The sequence below is a fragment of the Bacteroidia bacterium genome, from assembly GCA_020852255.1.
GTDB lineage: Bacteria > Bacteroidota > Bacteroidia > JADZBD01 > JADZBD01 > JADZBD01.
Genome location: JADZBD010000002.1, coordinates 59,705 through 77,385, shown reverse-complemented (window position 1 = coordinate 77,385; position 17,681 = coordinate 59,705). Strand labels below are relative to the sequence as shown.

The 17,681-nt window shown below is 49.0% G+C and carries 17 protein-coding genes; 11 read left to right on the top strand and 6 right to left on the bottom strand.

What is annotated here, in order from left to right; genetic code table 11:
- The first annotated feature begins 35 nt into the window (after nucleotides 1-35).
- Nucleotides 36-755, top strand: coding sequence for a (Fe-S)-binding protein (locus tag IT233_01095; protein MCC7301214.1), 720 nt, complete (start codon nucleotides 36-38; stop codon nucleotides 753-755).
- Between the two features lie 15 nt (nucleotides 756-770).
- Here the strand turns inward: IT233_01095 and IT233_01090 are convergent, their stop codons facing one another.
- A complete protein-coding gene (locus IT233_01090; GenBank protein ID MCC7301213.1) occupies nucleotides 771-1,394 on the bottom strand; it encodes an NUDIX domain-containing protein in 624 nt (207 codons plus the stop codon).
- Nucleotides 1,395-1,431: 37 nt separating this feature from the next.
- Between IT233_01090 and IT233_01085 the strand changes: the two genes are divergently transcribed.
- Both IT233_01085 and IT233_01080 read left to right on the top strand, forming a co-directional pair.
- The gene (locus IT233_01085; protein MCC7301212.1) at nucleotides 1,432-2,076 is read left to right on the top strand and encodes an orotate phosphoribosyltransferase; all 645 of its coding nucleotides are present in this window, start codon (nucleotides 1,432-1,434) and stop codon (nucleotides 2,074-2,076) included.
- A gap of 3 nt (nucleotides 2,077-2,079) precedes the next feature.
- Nucleotides 2,080-2,475: a hypothetical protein gene (locus tag IT233_01080; protein MCC7301211.1), complete on the top strand. Its 396-nt coding sequence runs from the start codon at nucleotides 2,080-2,082 to the stop codon at nucleotides 2,473-2,475.
- On the opposite strand, the gene IT233_01075 is transcribed toward IT233_01080, so the two are convergent.
- Nucleotides 2,468-3,229, bottom strand: coding sequence for a biotin--[acetyl-CoA-carboxylase] ligase (locus IT233_01075; GenBank protein MCC7301210.1), 762 nt, complete (start codon nucleotides 3,227-3,229; stop codon nucleotides 2,468-2,470). The genes IT233_01080 and IT233_01075 overlap by 8 nt on opposite strands.
- Before the next feature lie 67 nt (nucleotides 3,230-3,296).
- Here IT233_01075 and rsfS point away from each other — a divergent pair, with 67 nt between their 5' ends.
- From rsfS to IT233_01055, 4 genes are read left to right on the top strand one after another with little or no spacing between them, the layout of a single operon-like run.
- Nucleotides 3,297-3,716: a ribosome silencing factor gene (gene rsfS, locus IT233_01070; GenBank protein MCC7301209.1), complete on the top strand. Its 420-nt coding sequence runs from the start codon at nucleotides 3,297-3,299 to the stop codon at nucleotides 3,714-3,716.
- Between the two features lie 6 nt (nucleotides 3,717-3,722).
- A complete protein-coding gene (gene ftsH / locus IT233_01065; GenBank protein ID MCC7301208.1) occupies nucleotides 3,723-5,798 on the top strand; it encodes an ATP-dependent zinc metalloprotease FtsH in 2,076 nt (691 codons plus the stop codon).
- 3 nt (nucleotides 5,799-5,801) lie between these two features.
- Nucleotides 5,802-6,443, top strand: coding sequence for an LUD domain-containing protein (locus tag IT233_01060; GenBank protein ID MCC7301207.1), 642 nt, complete (start codon nucleotides 5,802-5,804; stop codon nucleotides 6,441-6,443).
- A gap of 2 nt (nucleotides 6,444-6,445) precedes the next feature.
- Nucleotides 6,446-7,294, top strand: a complete 849-nt coding sequence (locus tag IT233_01055) for a phosphatidate cytidylyltransferase (GenBank protein MCC7301206.1) — start codon at nucleotides 6,446-6,448, stop codon at nucleotides 7,292-7,294.
- Here IT233_01055 and yidC read toward each other — a convergent pair whose 3' ends face one another.
- The 3 genes from yidC to ung form a co-directional block, all read right to left on the bottom strand.
- Nucleotides 7,295-9,157, bottom strand: a complete 1,863-nt coding sequence (gene yidC, locus IT233_01050) for a membrane protein insertase YidC (GenBank protein MCC7301205.1) — start codon at nucleotides 9,155-9,157, stop codon at nucleotides 7,295-7,297. It abuts the gene before it with no gap.
- Nucleotides 9,158-9,241: 84 nt separating this feature from the next.
- A complete protein-coding gene (locus IT233_01045) occupies nucleotides 9,242-10,870 on the bottom strand; it encodes a CTP synthase (protein ID MCC7301204.1) in 1,629 nt (542 codons plus the stop codon).
- A 75-nt stretch (nucleotides 10,871-10,945) separates the two neighbouring features.
- On the bottom strand, nucleotides 10,946-11,632 hold the full coding sequence (ung, locus tag IT233_01040; protein MCC7301203.1) for a uracil-DNA glycosylase: 687 nt from the start codon (nucleotides 11,630-11,632) through the stop codon (nucleotides 10,946-10,948).
- Nucleotides 11,633-11,937: 305 nt separating this feature from the next.
- Here ung and IT233_01035 point away from each other — a divergent pair, with 305 nt between their 5' ends.
- The gene (locus IT233_01035; GenBank protein ID MCC7301202.1) at nucleotides 11,938-12,084 is read left to right on the top strand and encodes a hypothetical protein; all 147 of its coding nucleotides are present in this window, start codon (nucleotides 11,938-11,940) and stop codon (nucleotides 12,082-12,084) included.
- Between the two features lie 44 nt (nucleotides 12,085-12,128).
- Here IT233_01035 and IT233_01030 read toward each other — a convergent pair whose 3' ends face one another.
- On the bottom strand, nucleotides 12,129-12,539 hold the full coding sequence (locus tag IT233_01030; protein MCC7301201.1) for an OsmC family protein: 411 nt from the start codon (nucleotides 12,537-12,539) through the stop codon (nucleotides 12,129-12,131).
- Nucleotides 12,540-12,584: 45 nt separating this feature from the next.
- On the opposite strand from IT233_01030, the gene IT233_01025 reads away from it, so the two are divergent.
- The 3 genes from IT233_01025 to IT233_01015 all read left to right on the top strand — a co-directional run bounded on the left by IT233_01025 (nucleotide 12,585) and on the right by IT233_01015 (nucleotide 17,628).
- Nucleotides 12,585-13,376, top strand: a complete 792-nt coding sequence (locus IT233_01025) for a hypothetical protein (GenBank protein ID MCC7301200.1) — start codon at nucleotides 12,585-12,587, stop codon at nucleotides 13,374-13,376.
- Nucleotides 13,377-13,388: 12 nt separating this feature from the next.
- Entirely contained in the window at nucleotides 13,389-14,267 is an 879-nt protein-coding gene (lipA, locus tag IT233_01020) for a lipoyl synthase (GenBank protein MCC7301199.1), read from the top strand.
- A 130-nt stretch (nucleotides 14,268-14,397) separates the two neighbouring features.
- The gene (locus IT233_01015) at nucleotides 14,398-17,628 is read left to right on the top strand and encodes a T9SS type A sorting domain-containing protein (GenBank protein MCC7301198.1); all 3,231 of its coding nucleotides are present in this window, start codon (nucleotides 14,398-14,400) and stop codon (nucleotides 17,626-17,628) included.
- The last annotated feature ends 53 nt before the right edge of the window (nucleotides 17,629-17,681 follow it).

Sequence of the window (17,681 nt, the reverse complement as noted above, 5' to 3'; positions counted from 1 at the left end):
TTCGTATATTCGCATCCAGAATACGCCCCCCCGGTATGATCGTAGATATATTCATTCCCTGCTTCATAGATCAGTTTTATCCGCAAACGGCCTTTAATATGGTCAAAGTGCTTGAAAAGGCAGGGTGTGTTGTAAATTATAACCCGGAGCAGACCTGCTGCGGACAGCCTGCTTTCAACTCAGGTTACTGGGATGAATGCAAGGCGGTAGGGGAGAAGTTTATCCGGGAATTCCAGAACGATCGTTATGTTGTTGCTCCTTCAGCTTCCTGCGTGGGAATGGTGAAGAATTATTACCCGGAAATGTTTAATAATTCGGTATTGCACAACGAATGCAGACAATTACAGAAAAACATATTTGAACTTTCGGACTTTCTTGTGAATGTGTTAAAGTTCACGGATTTTGGAGCAAAGTTTGAAGGAAAAGCAACCTACCATGATGCCTGCAGTGCGCTGCGCGAAGTACGAATCAAGAACGAGCCGCGGCTGCTGTTATCAAAAGTGCAGGGACTTGACCTGATCGAAATGGCGGATACAGAAACCTGCTGCGGATTCGGCGGCACTTTCTCTGTAAAATTCGAACCCATTGCCGTTGGCATGGCGGAGCAGAAATGTTCCAATGCGTTGGCCACCGGTGCCGATTACCTGATCTCAACGGATCTTTCCTGCCTTCTTCACCTGGAAGGTTACCTTAAAAAACAGGAAAAGCCGCTGAAAGTCATGCACCTCGCCGATGTACTGGCTTCCGGCTGGTAGATTCCGTTGTAGCGGCTACTGCCTGTTTCTTTCCATCCAGTGTTTCAGCAAATCTCCGATCGCGCCGTAACAAAACGGCATTCGCTCTGTTACCGTTTTTTCATCTGCCCAAACTGCCTCTGTGATTCCTTCTTCCTTTTGCGCGTGCAGAGCCGGAGAATTTTGCAACTTCATTTTAAACCACCAGGTTTCTTTCAGAATCGGCTCTTCTTTTTCATTATACACGTGATATGTCCGGCCGAAGAATCCTTCTGTTTCCGGCAGGGGCACACCGCATTCTTCCATTACCTCCCTAACGGCCCCCGCATCCGGTGATTCGCCGGGTTCCAGCTTTCCCTTCGGCAGATCCCATTTGCCTTTTCGGAATATCATCAGCAATTCTCCGTTCGCGTTCTGCACAATACCTCCTGCGGCAATCACCGTTTTCATCCGCTCCTTCAATTCCCCGATATGCGAAATGGGATTCGGATGAATCAAGAGCATGTTTTCCAGCAAGTGATTGTGCTCAAAGGCACGGAAAGCCTGCAATGTGGTTCCCACCGAGTCGGAATGAACCATCAGAACTCCTTTGCCGGGAGCCGTCCGGGGTGCATCCCTGACGATGGTCATGGATCGGTCCTGAAGAAAAATTTTTATCATTAGAACGTGGTGCCTTGTTTCCCGTTATATTTGGAGTATGATCCATCAAACGGAATCAGCGCTTAAAATTGCTGAATTTTTGCTCCAAATCAAAGCAATTCGTTTACAACCTGACAAACCCTTTACATGGGCCTCCGGGTGGCTTTCACCGATCTATTGTGATAACAGGAAGACCCTGTCTTATCCCAAGATCCGCACGTATATCCGCCAGCAATTTGTAAATGTAATCAATGAGCGCATCGGAAAGGTGGATGTCATAGCGGGTGTGGCCACAGGAGCCATTGCGCATGGAGCGCTGGTGGCACAGGATATGGGTCTGCCGTTCATCTACGTCCGGCCGGAGCCCAAAAAGCATGGCATGGAGAATCTGATCGAGGGTGATGTGGTCAAGGGTCAGTCGGTAGTGGTGATCGAAGACCTGGTATCTACAGGCAGCAGCAGCCTCAAGGCAGTGGATGCCCTGCGGCAGGCAGGCTGCGAAGTCAAAGGCATGAGCGCTATCTTTACCTATGGCTTCAAAGCCGCTTCGGATAATTTTAAAAAGTCGAAGTGTGAACTCGTTACGCTCTGCGGTTATGAGATCCTGATGCAGCAGGCGCTGGCATCCGGCTATGTAACAGATAAACAGCTAAAATCCCTGAAGGCATGGCGGGATGATCCTTCCGGCTGGGGAAAAAAGTGATACATGAAGATCGAAAGTCAGGTCGTAGATATTGAGAATTCACAAGAGAACGTGTTCGTCTTTCTCTCCGACTTCAGCAATTTCGGGAAAATGATGCCTCCGCAGGTCACCGACTGGAAGGCAAGTGCGGATGAGTGCTCTTTTGTGATTAACGGTATGGCCACCATCGGAATGAAGATCACCGAACGGGTGCCCAACGAGCGCATTTCGATTGTGTCGCATGGTGGAAAGATCCCTTTCTCTTTCACACTGAATGCGGTGATCTCTGCCAACGGAAGTCATAGCCGCGGACAACTTATTTTTGAATCCGATATGAACCCTATGATGCGAATGATGGTGGAAAAACCGCTCTCGAACTTTTTTAATATTCTCGCATCAAAAATGAAAGAGATCAGATAAGGAATATCAGTTCCTTATGGGCAAATGTCTCCAGCTTTCCTTCCCGCTCCACCAGGAGTAATCCGGTATCAGTGATTCCCCGTATAATCCCCGTCCAGTCGCATGTTCCGCTGCGGAACCGTTGTGGTTCGTCTTTGCGGTAAAGCAGAGAATGATATTTTTCCCTCAGATCACCGTAGTGCTGCGACCGCAGGCGCAGGTAATAACTTTCCAGGTGACCTGCCAGCTCTGTCAGCTCTGTACGAACATCATAAAGCTTTCCGGTGATCTCCCGGAGCGAAACGGAAGGAAAGGGCATCTCGCTCATCCGGGAGTTGAGGTTCAATCCGATTCCGGTAAGGGAATGCCTGACTGATGTGCCTGAAATCTGATTTTCAATCAGAATACCTGCCAGTTTCCGGTCCCCGTAATAAATGTCATTCGGCCATTTTATCCGCACACCTGCTACTTTATCAGTATTCTTCAGACGGCTTGTCACGTAGCTGCAGATGCCGAGTGAGGCAAAAAGAGTGAGCATCATCTGCTCGCCGATCCCCAAAAAGGCAGGCTTCAATAACAATGTGAAAAGCAGGTTTTCATTGGGAAAACTTTCCCATTGTGAGCCCCTTTGCCCGCGACCCGCCGTCTGTACACCGGCACTTACAATGCCCCCTTCCGGGATTTCCTCATTTTCCAGCAAACGCATGGCATGCGAATTGGTGGAGTCGGTAGAATCCAGATGAATATGAAAATGACCAAAGAAGAGAGTCGACATAGGACGTGGAAGTCCCTAAAATTAAGGCTTTTGTTGGGTAAATTTGACTAACTTTGATACAAGCAGTATGGCAAAAAAAGTAGTAAAAAAAGCAAGCCGGGGGCGCACGAAGCCCCGGGTAGTGAAAAAAACCAAAGATCCTTCGGAGCTTTTGGCTTCAGCCGTTGCAGACGGAATACGGGAGAAGAAAGGGACGGATATAGTGGTAATGGATCTTCGTGGGATTAACACGTCGGTTTGCGACTTTTTTATTATTTGTCAGGGCAATTCTCGTACACAGGTAGAGGCCATTGCAGATGCTATTGAAGAGGAAGTTAAAAAGGAAACCGGAGAGAAACCCTGGCATTCGGAAGGGCATGAAAATGCGGAATGGATTCTTCTCGATTACGGCTCTGTTGTGGCCCATGTTTTTCAGCCGGAGCCACGGGCATTTTATAACCTGGAATCTCTTTGGGCTGACGCAGGGATTTCCCATATCAAGAACTGAAGGAACATGAGCGAGAACAGCGAGAACAGGCAGGGTCAGCAAAAGGGGCAATATAAAGGGATCAAAGACAAGCTCCCAAAGAAACCGCAACTACCTAAAAACAGTATTAATTTCTACTGGATCTACGTGATCCTGGTGGTGTTGCTCCTGGGGCTTAGTTTCCTTGACTTTAAAGGTACACCGAAGGAAATTTCTCTCCAGAAAGTATCTGAACTGCTGCGCAACCAGCAGGTAGACAAAATAGATATCATCAATAAGCGGGAGGCGGAAATTTTTATCAAAACGTCTTACCTCGTATCTGAAAAGGCTCATGCGGAAGTGAAAGCGAACCGGGGACCGCACTACTATTACCGGATCCCTGAGGTGGGAAACTTCATGGCTTCAGTGGAGGAGTTCCAGCAGGATATTGCCCAGGAAAGCCGCATCATTCCTGCCGACCGTGAGCGGGTGGAGTTCGGTGATCACCTGGGGTGGATACTTCCTATTATTCTGATCGTTTTATTCTGGGTCTTTATCATGCGGCGTATGAGCGGCCCTTCCGGAGGCGGCCCGGGTCAGATTTTTAATATCGGAAAATCTAAAGCCCAGCTCTTCGATAAGGATACCAACGTTCAGATCAACTTCAATGATGTGGCAGGTCTCGACGGAGCCAAGGTCGAACTCAAAGAGATCGTTGACTTTTTAAAGAATCCCAAAAAATACACTGTTCTGGGAGCCAAAATTCCTAAAGGCGCATTGCTCGTGGGACCCCCCGGTACCGGGAAAACCCTGTTGGCAAAAGCAGTAGCCGGGGAGGCCAAGGTGCCCTTCTTTTCTCTCTCAGGATCTGATTTTGTGGAAATGTTTGTGGGTGTGGGCGCCTCCCGTGTGCGTGATCTCTTTCGTCAGGCAAAAGAAAAGGCACCTTGTATCATTTTTATTGATGAGATTGATGCCATCGGGCGCGCGCGCGGGCGCAGCGTTTCCCATGGGGCGAATGATGAAAGAGAAAATACGCTGAACCAGCTCCTCACGGAAATGGACGGCTTTGGAACAAACAGCGGAGTGATCATTCTTGCCGCCACCAACCGGGCCGATATACTCGACCGGGCTCTGCTGCGACCCGGACGTTTCGACCGGCAGATTTTTGTGGATATGCCCGACCTGATCGAACGAAGAGAAATTTTTAAAGTGCATTTGCGGCCGCTCAAACTTGATACCAGTGTTGATATTGACTTTTTGGCCCGCCAAACACCCGGATTCTCCGGCGCAGATATTGCTAATATCTGTAATGAAGCAGCACTGATCGCTGCCCGTAAAGAGAAAAATAAAGTGGATAAACAGGACTTCCTTGATGCCGTTGACCGGATCGTTGGCGGACTGGAGAAGAAGAATAAAATTGTCACAAAAGAGGAAAAGCAAGTCATAGCGTTTCATGAAGCCGGACATGCTACTGTCTCCTGGCTGGTGGAGCACGCGTCTCCACTCGTAAAAGTTACCATCGTTCCCCGCGGCCGTTCGCTCGGAGCGGCATGGTACCTCCCGGAAGAGCGTCAGATCACCACCACTGAACAACTCTTTGATGAAATGTGTGCAGCCCTGGGTGGTCGTGCCGCCGAAGAGATCGCCTTTGGTAAAATTTCCACCGGAGCCCTCAGCGACCTTGAGAAAATCACCAAGCAGGCATACGCCATGGTGGTGTATTACGGACTGAATGAGAAACTGGGCAATATCAGTTTCTATGATTCATCCGGACAGACTGAGTTCGGATTCCAGAAACCATATTCCGAAAAAACGGCCCAGACAATAGATGAGGAAGTGAGCAAATTGATTGAGAAAGCGTACAACCGGACCAAACAGCTTCTCGCCTCGAATAAGGATAAACTCACGCAACTTGCAAACCAGTTGCTGGAGAAGGAGGTGATTTTCAAAGAGGACCTTGAAACCATTTTCGGAAAACGACCTTTCTATAAAGCGGAGATTCTTCTGCCTGAAATAGAGAAGAAGAACGGTGAAACGCATTCCGTTCCGAAAAAAGATCCGGACAGTGAAACAAAACAGGAAGAGCCTGTTAAGGACGGCCCCAACCCAACCCTTTTTTGATTCATGGAAGATTCCAAATCCAGGGAAAAGATACTGAAAAAGGTGCGGGCAGCTTTGATTCAGGGCGTTCCGGAGAATCCCGCAAACCTGGATATTGAATCGGAAATTTATGTTATTCCTCCGGAATCGCCGGAGGAGGTTTTTGCCCGGCAGTTTACCGCCCTCAACGGAAAATTCCTGTTTTGCGAAAACACTACCGATGCGGCAGAGGTCGTGCGCAATTTGGTTAATGAAAACGGCTGGACCGGATTGTTTTCCTCCGACCAGTTCATTCATGAACTGCTATTCTCTTCCGGACTTACCATTGCCAGCGAGGAGAAGGATCTGATATCATCCAATGTTGGAATTACAGGTTGCGAGTGCCTCGTAGCCCGCCTGGGTGCGGTACTGATCAGCAGCAAACAGGCAAGCGGACGGAGATTGCCCGTGTATCCGCACTATCATCTGGTGATTGCGTTCACCGACCAGATTGTTATGAATATGAAGGATGGATTAAAGTTAATCCGGGAGCGGTATAAGGGCGAACTGCCTTCCATGATCTCTTCCATCGCTGGCCCGAGCCGTACCGCGGATATTGAAAAAACGCTGGTACAGGGGGCTCACGGTCCGAAGGAAATCTATGTGATCCTTATTGACCGGAACTGAAAATGTCAGAGATACTGGTAAGAGCGTTAACCGGTGCCGCTTTTGTAGCCACAGTAGTGCTGGCCGCCTGGCATTCATTTTATACTTTTTTCGCCCTGCTTTTTTTTGCTTCGCTAATGGGCCTGAATGAATTCCTTTTGATGAACAAGGACCGGATTGCTCCGCGTTTCCGGATCCCGCTTCTTTTTTTATCAGGCTTTCTTTTTTTTCTCTTCGCTTATTCTTTCGTTTTTTTACGGGAAGCAGATACCCGTGTTGTTCTATTCAGCATCAGTGCGGTGCTTGCGCTTGCCGCTTTGGTGATGATCGTAAGTCTTTTTATATCAGATCGCCGGAGTGATACTATTTTTGGCGTGATTCCGCAGGGAATGCTGTACAGCACCCTTTTTCTCTCTTCCTGGACACTGCTCTATGGATCGGATCTGTTCGGACCATGGGATGAATTCTATCCGCTGTTTCTGGGTACCCTGATCCTTGTATGGGCTAACGATACATTTGCCTACCTCAGCGGCAGAGCGTTCGGCCGGAGAAAATTGCTGGAACGGATATCTCCTAAGAAAACCTGGGAGGGAACCATTGGCGGCGCACTGCTCTGCGTTGCTTCTGCTTATATTCTTTCGTTCTTTTTTCCTCAGCTTTCCGCTTTGCATTGGATGGGGCTCGCGTTGATCGTAGCACCTGCGGCTACCCTGGGCGACCTGGTGGAATCACGGATGAAACGACGGGCCGGAGTTAAAGATTCAGGAAATGTTTTGCCGGGGCATGGTGGAATACTCGACCGCTTCGATGCCACCATCATCGTTTCTCCGATCGCCGTTACCTATTTGTTTATCGTACTGGGAAATAAATAATCACTTCTTGCGCGTGGATCCCGGGCGCTGGCGCTGCATGTCTTCCAGCCGCTTCTGCCATTTCGACTGCTTCACAGGCTTCTTTTTATTCTCTTCGATGCGGGCATGGAGTTTTTTCTCGTCTACTACAAACCGCATGGCCCAGGTTTGCCCGAATGTGATCATGTTGGCAAGGAAATAATAGTAACTCAGTCCGGCTGAGAAATTATTCATGAAGGGTAGAAACATGACGGGCATAATGTAGATCATGTACTTCATCCCCGGCATCTGTTCGTTTTGTCCCATCAGCTGGGAGTTGGAATAAGTGTACAGCAAGGTGGAAACTGTCATCAGAATTGCGAACAGGCTCATATGATCACCGTAGACGGTGTGAATCACAGGAATCACACCAAAATCCCACACGCTGTCGTACGTAGAAAGGTCATCGGCCCATAGAAACCCCTGCTGGCGTAATTCGATAGACGCAGGAAAAAACTTTACCAGCGCGAAGAGGATAGGAAGCTGCAGCAAAACGGGAATGCAGCCTGATAATGGATTTACGCCGGCTTTTTTATACAGCGCCATCTGGGCCTGCTGTTTTTCCATTGGGCTTTTACCTTCAAATTTTTTGGTGATCTCGCTGAGTTCAGGGCGAAGCACCCGCATCTTGGCGGAGGACAAATAGGTGCGGTACGCGATGGGAAAGAGAAGTATCTTGAGGATGATAGTCAGCAGCAGAATGATCAAACCGTAATTCCACCCGAAACCATCAAAGAAATTGAAAATCGGTATCACAAGGAACTCATTCACCCATCCGAAAATTCCCCATCCCAGCGGTATGACCGATTCAAACCCCTTTTCGTAACTCTCCAGCAGCTTGTGGTGATTCGGACCGAAATAGAACTGCATTTTGAAATCCTCGATCGGCTGGTGCTTATACGCAATGGGAAGCACCGCACTGAGTTTTTTAACTCCCGCACTGTCAATTCCTGAATAAGAAGACACAAACGCCCCCTGTTTATCGAAAGGTGACGCAGGTACCAGAATAGAGGAGAAGAATTGCTGCTTGAAGGCGACCCATTCTGCAGGCGCGCCCAGGCTCAGGCTGTCATCCGAACTTTCACTCAGATAATCTGACTTCTCTTCCGGGTATTTGAAATAGACCGTGGTGTATTGTTTCTGGGTTTTGAGATCTTTTTCCAGCCAGGGTGTGGCCTGTTTCCAATGCAGATCAATCAATCCCTGATTTTTCGGGATCACCGTTTCCATCCCCTTGAGCTGAATGTCGAATCCTAAGAGGTGGTCGTTCCCTTTCAATGTGTAGGTGTACCTGAGATGCTTGCCTTCTCCGGCTTGAAGTGTCATGGAAAAGGATTTACTCTCATTGCCGGTCACCTTGAAGGAGGGGCCGGAGGGAGTAAAGTAAAGGTCATTCGTATTGAATTGTGACTTATCTGTAACCAGTTCCAGTCCGAAATAGGAGGAGTCTTTTGTAAAAAGGTGAAGCGGCGTTTTCTTCCACGTCAGGTATTCTTTCAATTGTACATCGGTGATCCTTCCGCCCCTGGTAGAAAGGGTAAGGACCATAAAATCATTTTCAATGGTCAGGAATTCTTCTTTGCCTTCGGTGCTTCCGGCGAAGCTGCCAAAGGTTTCTGCCTTGTTTGCGCGTACAAGGGAGTCCTGTTTTGCCAGCGCAGCGGAGTCGGGTTCAGCGGATGCCACCAGGGTGGTATCGTTCACTTTCTGCTGTACAGTGTCGGGGGGAGTAAGTTTGGTTTCAAGAAGCGCCAGTGAGTCCTGGTAGCGTTTCTGTTTCTGTAACTCGTCGGTGGAAGGAGTAGAATAATACAACCATCCGAACAGAATGATACCGATGATCAATATACCTAAAATGGAATTTTTATCGAGGCCCTGCATAAAAAAGTGGGCAAAGCTAGCCAAAAAAAACCAATAAACAGGGGAGGATCAGGCGGTGGCCTGCAGAGAGGTAACCTGGATGGCGGCTTTTACAAAGTGAACGAAAAGCGGATGCGGATTAAGCACGGTACTCCTGTACTCAGGGTGAAACTGGACCCCGATGAACCAGGGGTGATCCCTGAGTTCCACCGCTTCCACCAGGCCGCTTTCCGGATTGATTCCGCTGGCAATCATTCCGTTTTTTTCGAAGTCTGCAAGGTATTCATTGTTGAATTCGTAACGGTGGCGATGCCTTTCCGAAATCTCGCCGGCTTTGCGGTAAACTTCCGAGATGCGGGTATTGGGAACCACTTTGCAGGGGTAGGCACCCAAACGCATGGTTCCTCCTTTATGTGTGATTTTTTTCTGCGCCTCCAGCAAATCGATGACCGGGTTGGTGGTACCGGGATTCATTTCCGTGGAATTGGCATCCCGGAATCCCAGCACGTTACGCGCAAACTCGATCACTGCGCACTGCATGCCAAGGCATATTCCGAGGAATGGAATTTTTTGCTCACGGGCATACCGGATCGCACTGATCTTTCCTTCAATTCCGCGCTGCCCGAAGCCGGGTGCCACCAGGATGCCTTTAAGGCCCTTGAGTTTCTCCTCTACATTATCTTCCGTGAGTGATTCGGAATGAATCCATTCGATCCGCACCTTGCATTCATTCATGGCGCCGGCATGGGTAAAGGCTTCCGCAATCGATTTATAGGAATCCTTGAGCTCAATATATTTTCCGATCAGGCCGATTTTTACTTCGGAACGGGGGTTTTTCAAACGGTGAAGAAAATCTTTCCAGCTCCCAAGATCAATATTCTCCGCGGCCGGCAAACTCAGTTTTTTCAGTACGGCCAGATCCAGTTGTTCTTTTTCCATAAACACAGGCACCTCGTAAATGGAAGAAGCATCAATGGCCTCAATCACCGACCCGGTTTCAACATTACAGAATAAAGCCACTTTCTTTTTCAGTTCCGCGGAGAGCGGATGCTCCGTCCGGCATACCAGAATGTCGGGCTGAATTCCGTATTCGAGCAGCACTTTTACACTGTGCTGTGTGGGTTTGGTTTTTAGTTCACCCGATGCCTTAAGATATGGGATCAGCGTCAAATGGATAACGAGGCAATCCTTCCCCAGTTCCCACTTCAACTGACGTACTGCTTCAATATATGGAAGCGATTCAATGTCTCCCACCGTTCCGCCGATCTCGGAAATAACAAACTCCTTGTTTCCAGTTTTTCCCACCAGCCGTATCCATCGTTTGATCTCATCGGTAATATGGGGAATCACCTGCACCGTCTTCCCAAGATAATCGCCCTGACGTTCTTTCTCTATTACACTCTGGTAAATTCTGCCGGTGGTTACGTTATTAGCCTGGGAGGTGGGAACGTTTAAAAAACGCTCATAATGGCCCAGATCCAGATCGGTCTCCGCTCCGTCGTCCGTAACATAACATTCCCCGTGCTCGTAGGGGTTTAATGTACCCGGATCAACATTGATATAAGGGTCCAGCTTCTGAATGGTAACGGAATATCCTCGTGCCTGAAGTAATTTGGCCAGGGATGCGGCGATGATCCCTTTTCCCAGAGAGGAGGTTACGCCGCCTGTTACAAAAATGTATTTGGTGTTGCCCGGCACCGAAAAAGGGGTTTGACAAATTTACTCTTTTTTTGCGCCCCTTTTCTGCTTGTCCGAAAGGTTATTAATAATAATTCACGGGTTAAGATCCCAGTTCACAGGCTCTTTACCTGCCGACTCCAGCAGCCGGTTCGCTTCTGAAAAATGACCGCACCCGGCGAATGCGCCTCCAGCCAGAGGAGATGGATGCGCAGCCGTTAGAATAAAATGCCGGTCGGTGTTGATCAGGCTGATCTTCTGTTTCGCAAAATTCCCCCAAAGCAGAAAGACAATGCCCTTGCCTTGCTCCGAGAGATTGCGGATCACGTTATCCGTAAATTCTTCCCAGCCTTTTTTCTGATGGGAGCCCGCAACTCCTGCCCTCACGGTCAGCGTGGCATTGAGCAGCAATACACCACGGTCTGCCCACTTCTCCAGATTCCCGCTAAAGGGAATCTCCAGCCCGAGATCCCTTTTTAACTCCTTAAAAATGTTTACCAGCGAGGGTGGGCACTTTACCCCGTCAGGAACCGAAAAGCTTAAACCATGAGCCTGCCCAGCTCCGTGGTAAGGGTCCTGACCGATGATCACCACCTTTACACGATCCACCGGCGTTCGGTTGAATGCGTTGAAAATCAGAGAAGAAGGAGGATAAACCGGGAATTGCTTCTTCTCAGCGTTGAGGAACTCCCTCAGTTTCAGGAACGAAGGCCGCCTGAATTCCTCCTGCAACAGATCTTTCCAGCTGCTCTCAATCTTCGGGTCCGCCTGTTTCTCTACCATACTTCAAAGCTATCACATCAACATATTCACATGAAAGCTGTTGATAAATAAAGGCTTATTACAGATTTGGATTATACGACTGAAAATTTATCTTTGCAAGCATTGGATTGAATGACCCTGAAAATGAATGGCAGGGATAGAAAAAGATTTTTTATGAAAAAAGTGTTTGTTTCCCTAATGATCGCAGCGTTGTTCACCATGGCATTTGCTTCATGTAAAACACACGAACGTTGTCCGGCCTACGGAAAAAAAGCTAATCAGCACGAAATCACCAAACCCGTATAACAACCCCTAAAAAACACATCATGAAGAAAGCGCTGGCCATCCTCTCTATCTCTGCCCTGGTACTTGTATCATGTGGCAAAGGAAATTGTGACGCTTACGGTAAGAATAAAAATTACAAGAGAGTAGGTGCCCACCAGGATGCCCCCTCTTCCCAGCATAAAGCCTGAAAAGGTTAAATACCTGAAATCCCGGACCGGTCGGTCCGGGATTTTTATTTTACCCAAACGAAGCTGATGTCCTGCTCAAGTTCAGGATGCAGGCTGAATGCAACAGGACAGGTTTTCGCCGCATTCTCCAGCATCTGCTTCTCCTTCTCCGAAAAACTACGCGCCGGCACGCTGATCTCCACCCGGATACCGGTTACCCTCCTCGGTTCTGTTCCCATAATTTTCGTGATCTCCAGTTCGGTTCCCTCAATATTCCATCCTTTTCGCTCTGCCAGAATTCCCATGATCGTCACCATGCAGCATCCCAGTGAAGTACTCATCAGATCGGTCGGAGAAAATGCCTCCCCCTTTCCGTTATTATCCACCGGTGCATCGGTGATGATCTCCTGCTGCGATTTCAGGTGGATCGCCTTCGTCCGGAGACCGCCTGTATAAACAATTTTTGATGTTTTCATCCGTTCTGATACTTAGGTTTATATTGTGTATATTTGTTCGTTACCATGTTCTGCGTTTCAAAGATATTCTTCTTTCTGGCTGCCGTGTTTTTCCCCTTGTTTTTCATGGGACAGGAGAAAGAGCAGAATACCGCCGGAGGGTTTAACCCCATTGGGGAGCAGGACGTTCAACTGCTTTATAAGAACGATTTTTCATTCAGTGTTTTTGCACATACCAACGGTTTCGGGCTCAATTTCCGCCGGGGAAGACATATCACCGGCTTCAAACGGGGCATCTTCGAACTGGAAATTGCCAGCTACAAGCATCCCAAAGAAGTGCGTACGGTAAATGAACGTTTCGATCATTCCAAAGGTTATTTCTACGGCAAACTGAATGTTGTTCATATGATCCGCCCGGGAGTCGGAACGTATTTTCAACTTTTCGGGAAACAGCAGAGGAGGGGAGTGGAAGTGAATCTCGTTACGTTCCTCGCCGCTTCTTTTGCGATGGCCAAACCGGTCTATCTTCAGATTCTAAAACCGGATCCCACCGGCCTTCCGAATGAGTACATTGTTTCTACTGAAAAATACGATCCCGAACTTCACCGCAAGGAAGATATTTACGGACGGGAACCCTATTTTAAAGGTTTTGGTGAAATCAAAGCCTATGTTGGTGCCAACGCCAAACTCGGCCTGAATTTCGAACATGCCGACCTCGACGATGAGATCCGCTCCCTCGAAACAGGCGTTTGCTTCGATCTTTATCCGAAAGTTATTCCCATCATGGCCAACGAACATAACCGGTCTGCTTATGTTACTTTTTACCTCAGCTTTACCTGGGGCCGGCGCTGGTTCTGACCTTTTATTCTCATGAGCGATAGTGTAACCCCTGAGCAGCTTAGGCAACAAGGTATTTCCAAACCGGAATGGCTGAAAGTAAAGTTGCCCACCGGTCCTCAATATCTGAAGGTTCGATCCCTGGTAGATAAGCACAAGCTGCACACGATTTGTGAAAGCGGGAACTGTCCGAATATGGGCGAATGCTGGGGCGCAGGCACGGCCACCTTTATGATCCTGGGTAATGTTTGTACGCGCTCCTGCGGTTTTTGTGCTGTAGCCACCGGGCGCCCTTTTCCGGTGGACGAACAGGAACCCGCTCGGGTAGCAGCCTCCGTCAGAATTATGAATATCCGGCACTGTGTGATCACTTCCGTTGACAGGGATGATCTGCCCGACGGCGGAGCGGCCATCTGGGTTAAAACAATTGAGGCCATCCGGCAGGAAAGTCCGGAGACAAAATTTGAAACTCTTATTCCCGACTTTGCCGGGAAATGGGATAACCTCGCCTTTGTACTAAACGCGGGTCCAGACCTCCTTTCTCATAATCTGGAAACAGTCCGAAGACTCACCAGGCAGGTGAGAATTCAGGCGAAATTTGACCGCAGCCTGGAAGTCCTGGCAAAGGCTAAAGCAGCAGGTCTCAAAACCAAATCCGGAATCATGTTGGGATTGGGTGAAACCACTGAAGAGGTTTATGAAACAATGGATGATCTCCGGTCGGTGGAATGTGATGTGCTCACCCTGGGGCAATACCTTTCCCCTTCCTCCAAGCACCTGCCGGTCAGGGAATTCATTAAGCCTGAGCAGTTTGCATTATTTCGCCGGGTGGCTCTCGAAAAAGGGTTCCGCCACGTGGAATCCGGCCCGCTTGTCCGGTCTTCCTATCATGCTGAAAAGCACGTAGTTTGATTTGCCGGAATCCTGCCTCATTTTTTTTGAAAAAAAGGGTTTTGAATATTATCTTTGTATGGCCCGGCCGGTTATATTTGCCGGATTATGAATTTCGGTAAGCGTCCCCTTAACTTTAAATAAATACGTCATGAGAACGAAAGGTATTCTTTTCTCTGTGCTAGGCCTTGCAATCGCCGGTTCTGCGGCATTGGTAGTGTCCTCGGCTCTTATGGATCAGTCTGCACGTTTTGCTCCGCGGAGCGGTGCTGATGGCCTCAATCAGGCAGCCTACGACCAATCCTATCAGGGCAGTGTTCAATGGTTCTTCAACCTGAGGAAGGATGCGAATACGAATACACTGAACTATGCCAATATGGTACAGGCATCTATAGATGCCAACCGGCCGGCAGGTAATTCCATTTTCACAGCGCCGCTGAATCTTCAGTGGTCTGAAATGGGACCCAGCAACGTGGGTGGCCGTACGCGTGCGCTTCTGATTGACCGGAACAATCCGGCAAAGATCTACGCCGGGGGAGTTGCCGGCGGACTCTGGATATCTGAAAACGGTGGTACCAACTGGGCCATCTACAAGGATACGATGGTGAACATGTGCGTGTCTTCTATCACACAAGGAGCCGACGGCGATATCTACTTTGGTACCGGTGAGGGTCTTTATTATCTCATGGGAACCGGAGCGGGTGGAATGGTCGGATCAGGTGTATGGAAGTCTACCGACAACGGAGCTACTTTCAACAGAATCGTGTCTGCCACTACTCCTAATAACCCCAACATCGTTTGGGCAGCGGTCAATGATATGGCTGCCTCCCCCACCCTGGCCGACCGCATTTATGCGGGAACTTCGGAGGGACTGATGATCACCAGTGATGGTGGAGCTACCTGGACAGCCGGGATCACCTCTCCCGCCAATGGAGAAGTAACGGATGTGGCGGTTTCTACAAGCGGACAGGTGATTGTGTCCTATGCCGGCAAGGTCTACCTTTCTCCCAATGGAGATCCCGGAACCTTTACCAGTATTTCTACCGGAGGGAATCAGCTTCCAAGTGTAACCCACTCCAGAACTACACTGGCTTATTCGCCGGATGATCCTAATTACGTGTATGCCTGTGTGGTTAAAACCTCAGGCTTATTGCACGGTGTGTATGTTTCCAAAGATGCAGGAACTACATGGTACCTGATCGGTCCGGGCGGCAGTTCATCTACCTTCCAGCCTTTCGGCGGCAGCCAGGGACGATACGACTGCGCTATTGCGGTTTACCCGGGCAATAAGAATAAGATCGTTCTTGGTGGTGTTGAACTTTGGACCTACGAAGAAACGCTTTCGAATCCTCCCTATGGCGGACAATGGAATCTGGCCGATAGCCAGATCGAGAGTCCTTTTAACCCCTGGTACGTTCACGCCGACAAGCATGAGATTGTATTCCGGCCGGGCAATGGAAATATTTTCTACATAGGATGCGACGGTGGTGTTTTCCGTACGATGGACGGAGGACTGACTTTCCAGCCCATGAACAACGGTTACAATGTTACCCAGTTCTATTCCGTGGCAATGTCTAAATCCGGAAATGAATACATGGGCGGAACGCAGGACAACGGAACGCAGTATGTAGATCACACGGGAAATAACTATTTCTCCGCTGATGAAGTTTCAGGGGGCGACGGAGCCTATTCCGAAATCTCCTTTGTTAATCCTGCAGCCATGTTCTCCGGTTCGTATTACGGAGCCGTGTATCGTTCATCGAACTACGGCCAGTCCATGGGAACATTTTATAACGCACGTGTGGGAGGTAATGCAGCCCTTGGCACTCCGCCTTTCGCATCCTTTGTTACTCCTTTCGTACTTTATGAAAACCTTAATGATCCCAATGCGGTTGATTCCATCACTTTCGTGAACGCACCAATGTCTTTTGTTGTAGGTTCAGCCGACGGAATCAATGCCCAGTATAATACCACCCTTCCTTTCCCGCAGGCTTCTGCGGAAATCGTTCCTAATTCTGTAACCATCACGGTTGGCAGCCAGACAGTGACCGATAACGGATCCGGCGGACTGGTGGGAAGCATCAATACTTCCGGGGTGAATACCATCAATTATATTACGGGCGCATGCACCGTAACTTTTGCCAGCGTACCTTCGGCCAATGCAGTAATTAATGTGGATTACTCCCTGCGTTATACGAATGGAGATCTCCTGGTGCTGAATTCCAACTCTGCTAATTTCCCTGTTAACCATATTGTGTCCGGAACTATTAATCCGGGTGATACACTTAGAATCCTTGATCCTGTGGTCTCCAAACTCGCGGTTGGTTTTACCGGAGCATGTTATCTGATCCGTCATCCGCTGAACTTTGCAACCAGCCCTGAATGGATTAAAATCGGGGGTGGGCAGAGCCGTACACTGCAGGGAAATATCCTGAGTCCGGCATTTGGAGGCGAAATCCAGACCATGTGCTGGAGCAACACCGGAGATCATCTTTATGTGGGAACCTCCAGCGGACATGTTTATCGAATTGATAACCTGAATACGGTGGTTGACTCTGCCGGCAATGCCGATGTGGACTCCGCTTCCGGAGGCAATACCGATTGCATTGTACGAACAACCCGCCTCGGACACTTCTCCAATACCGCTATCACCGGACTTGGGGTAGATCCCAATAATAATGATCGCCTGGTTGTTACCACCGGGGGTTATACCGGCGGAACTCACGTTTATATCTGCGACACGGCACGCATTGCGGTGATCAGTACCGGCAGCAGCAATCCTACCAAATTTGCTTCGCGCCAGGGCAACCTGCCCGCAATGCCGGTTTATGATGTGGTAGTGGATATGGTTAACGCCAATGCAGCCATTATTGCTACAGAATTCGGCACCTGGACCACTAATAATATTTCTGCTTCTTCTCCCACCTGGACCAAGGAGATCAACGGCATGGCTAATGTGCCTACGCTCATGATCCGTCAGCAAACGGCCCGTAACTGGGTTGTCAGCAATACCGGACAATTATGGGTGGGTACACATGGTCGTGGAATTTATTCCAGCAATACCCTTCTTCAGCCCATGAGTGTGGAGCCTTCTCCCTTCGGCGGCAATGCGGTTAATGTGTTTAAGTCCAGCGTGAAAGTATTCCCTAATCCTATGAGTGAACAGGGTCAGGTGAGCTTCTTTATGCCGGGAAGCGGTGAAGCGCACATAGAAGTTTATAACCTGAGCGGTAAACGTGTGAAACTGATAGAGCTCGGAAAGATGTCTGCCGGATCATATATCCAGGATCTGGACGTGAGTGATCTTGCCCGCGGAACCTACTTTGTGGCAGTGGTTGCAAACGGACAAAAGGCCGTAGCTAAATTTGTGAAGGCGAACTGATCCCGCTGAATTCATTCTCAGGCCTCCGCCCAAAAGCGGAGGCCTTTTTATTT

Bases quoted from the DNA above. Each gene is read 5' to 3' on its own strand.
- IT233_01085 (MCC7301212.1), top strand. From the start codon at position 1,432: ATGATCCATCAAACGGAATCAGCGCTTAAAATTGCTGAATTTTTGCTC.
- IT233_01055 (MCC7301206.1), top strand. From the start codon at position 6,446: ATGTCAGAGATACTGGTAAGAGCGTTAACCGGTGCCGCTTTTGTAGCC.
- IT233_01090 (MCC7301213.1), bottom strand. From the start codon at position 1,394: ATGATAAAAATTTTTCTTCAGGACCGATCCATGACCATCGTCAGGGAT.
- IT233_01080 (MCC7301211.1), top strand. From the start codon at position 2,080: ATGAAGATCGAAAGTCAGGTCGTAGATATTGAGAATTCACAAGAGAAC.
- IT233_01015 (MCC7301198.1), top strand. From the start codon at position 14,398: ATGAGAACGAAAGGTATTCTTTTCTCTGTGCTAGGCCTTGCAATCGCC.
- IT233_01095 (MCC7301214.1), top strand. From the start codon at position 36: ATGATCGTAGATATATTCATTCCCTGCTTCATAGATCAGTTTTATCCG.
- ftsH (MCC7301208.1), top strand. From the start codon at position 3,723: ATGAGCGAGAACAGCGAGAACAGGCAGGGTCAGCAAAAGGGGCAATAT.
- lipA (MCC7301199.1), top strand. From the start codon at position 13,389: ATGAGCGATAGTGTAACCCCTGAGCAGCTTAGGCAACAAGGTATTTCC.
- IT233_01060 (MCC7301207.1), top strand. From the start codon at position 5,802: ATGGAAGATTCCAAATCCAGGGAAAAGATACTGAAAAAGGTGCGGGCA.
- rsfS (MCC7301209.1), top strand. From the start codon at position 3,297: ATGGCAAAAAAAGTAGTAAAAAAAGCAAGCCGGGGGCGCACGAAGCCC.
- IT233_01035 (MCC7301202.1), top strand. From the start codon at position 11,938: ATGAAGAAAGCGCTGGCCATCCTCTCTATCTCTGCCCTGGTACTTGTA.
- IT233_01025 (MCC7301200.1), top strand. From the start codon at position 12,585: ATGTTCTGCGTTTCAAAGATATTCTTCTTTCTGGCTGCCGTGTTTTTC.
- IT233_01075 (MCC7301210.1), bottom strand. From the start codon at position 3,229: ATGTCGACTCTCTTCTTTGGTCATTTTCATATTCATCTGGATTCTACC.
- ung (MCC7301203.1), bottom strand. From the start codon at position 11,632: ATGGTAGAGAAACAGGCGGACCCGAAGATTGAGAGCAGCTGGAAAGAT.
- IT233_01030 (MCC7301201.1), bottom strand. From the start codon at position 12,539: ATGAAAACATCAAAAATTGTTTATACAGGCGGTCTCCGGACGAAGGCG.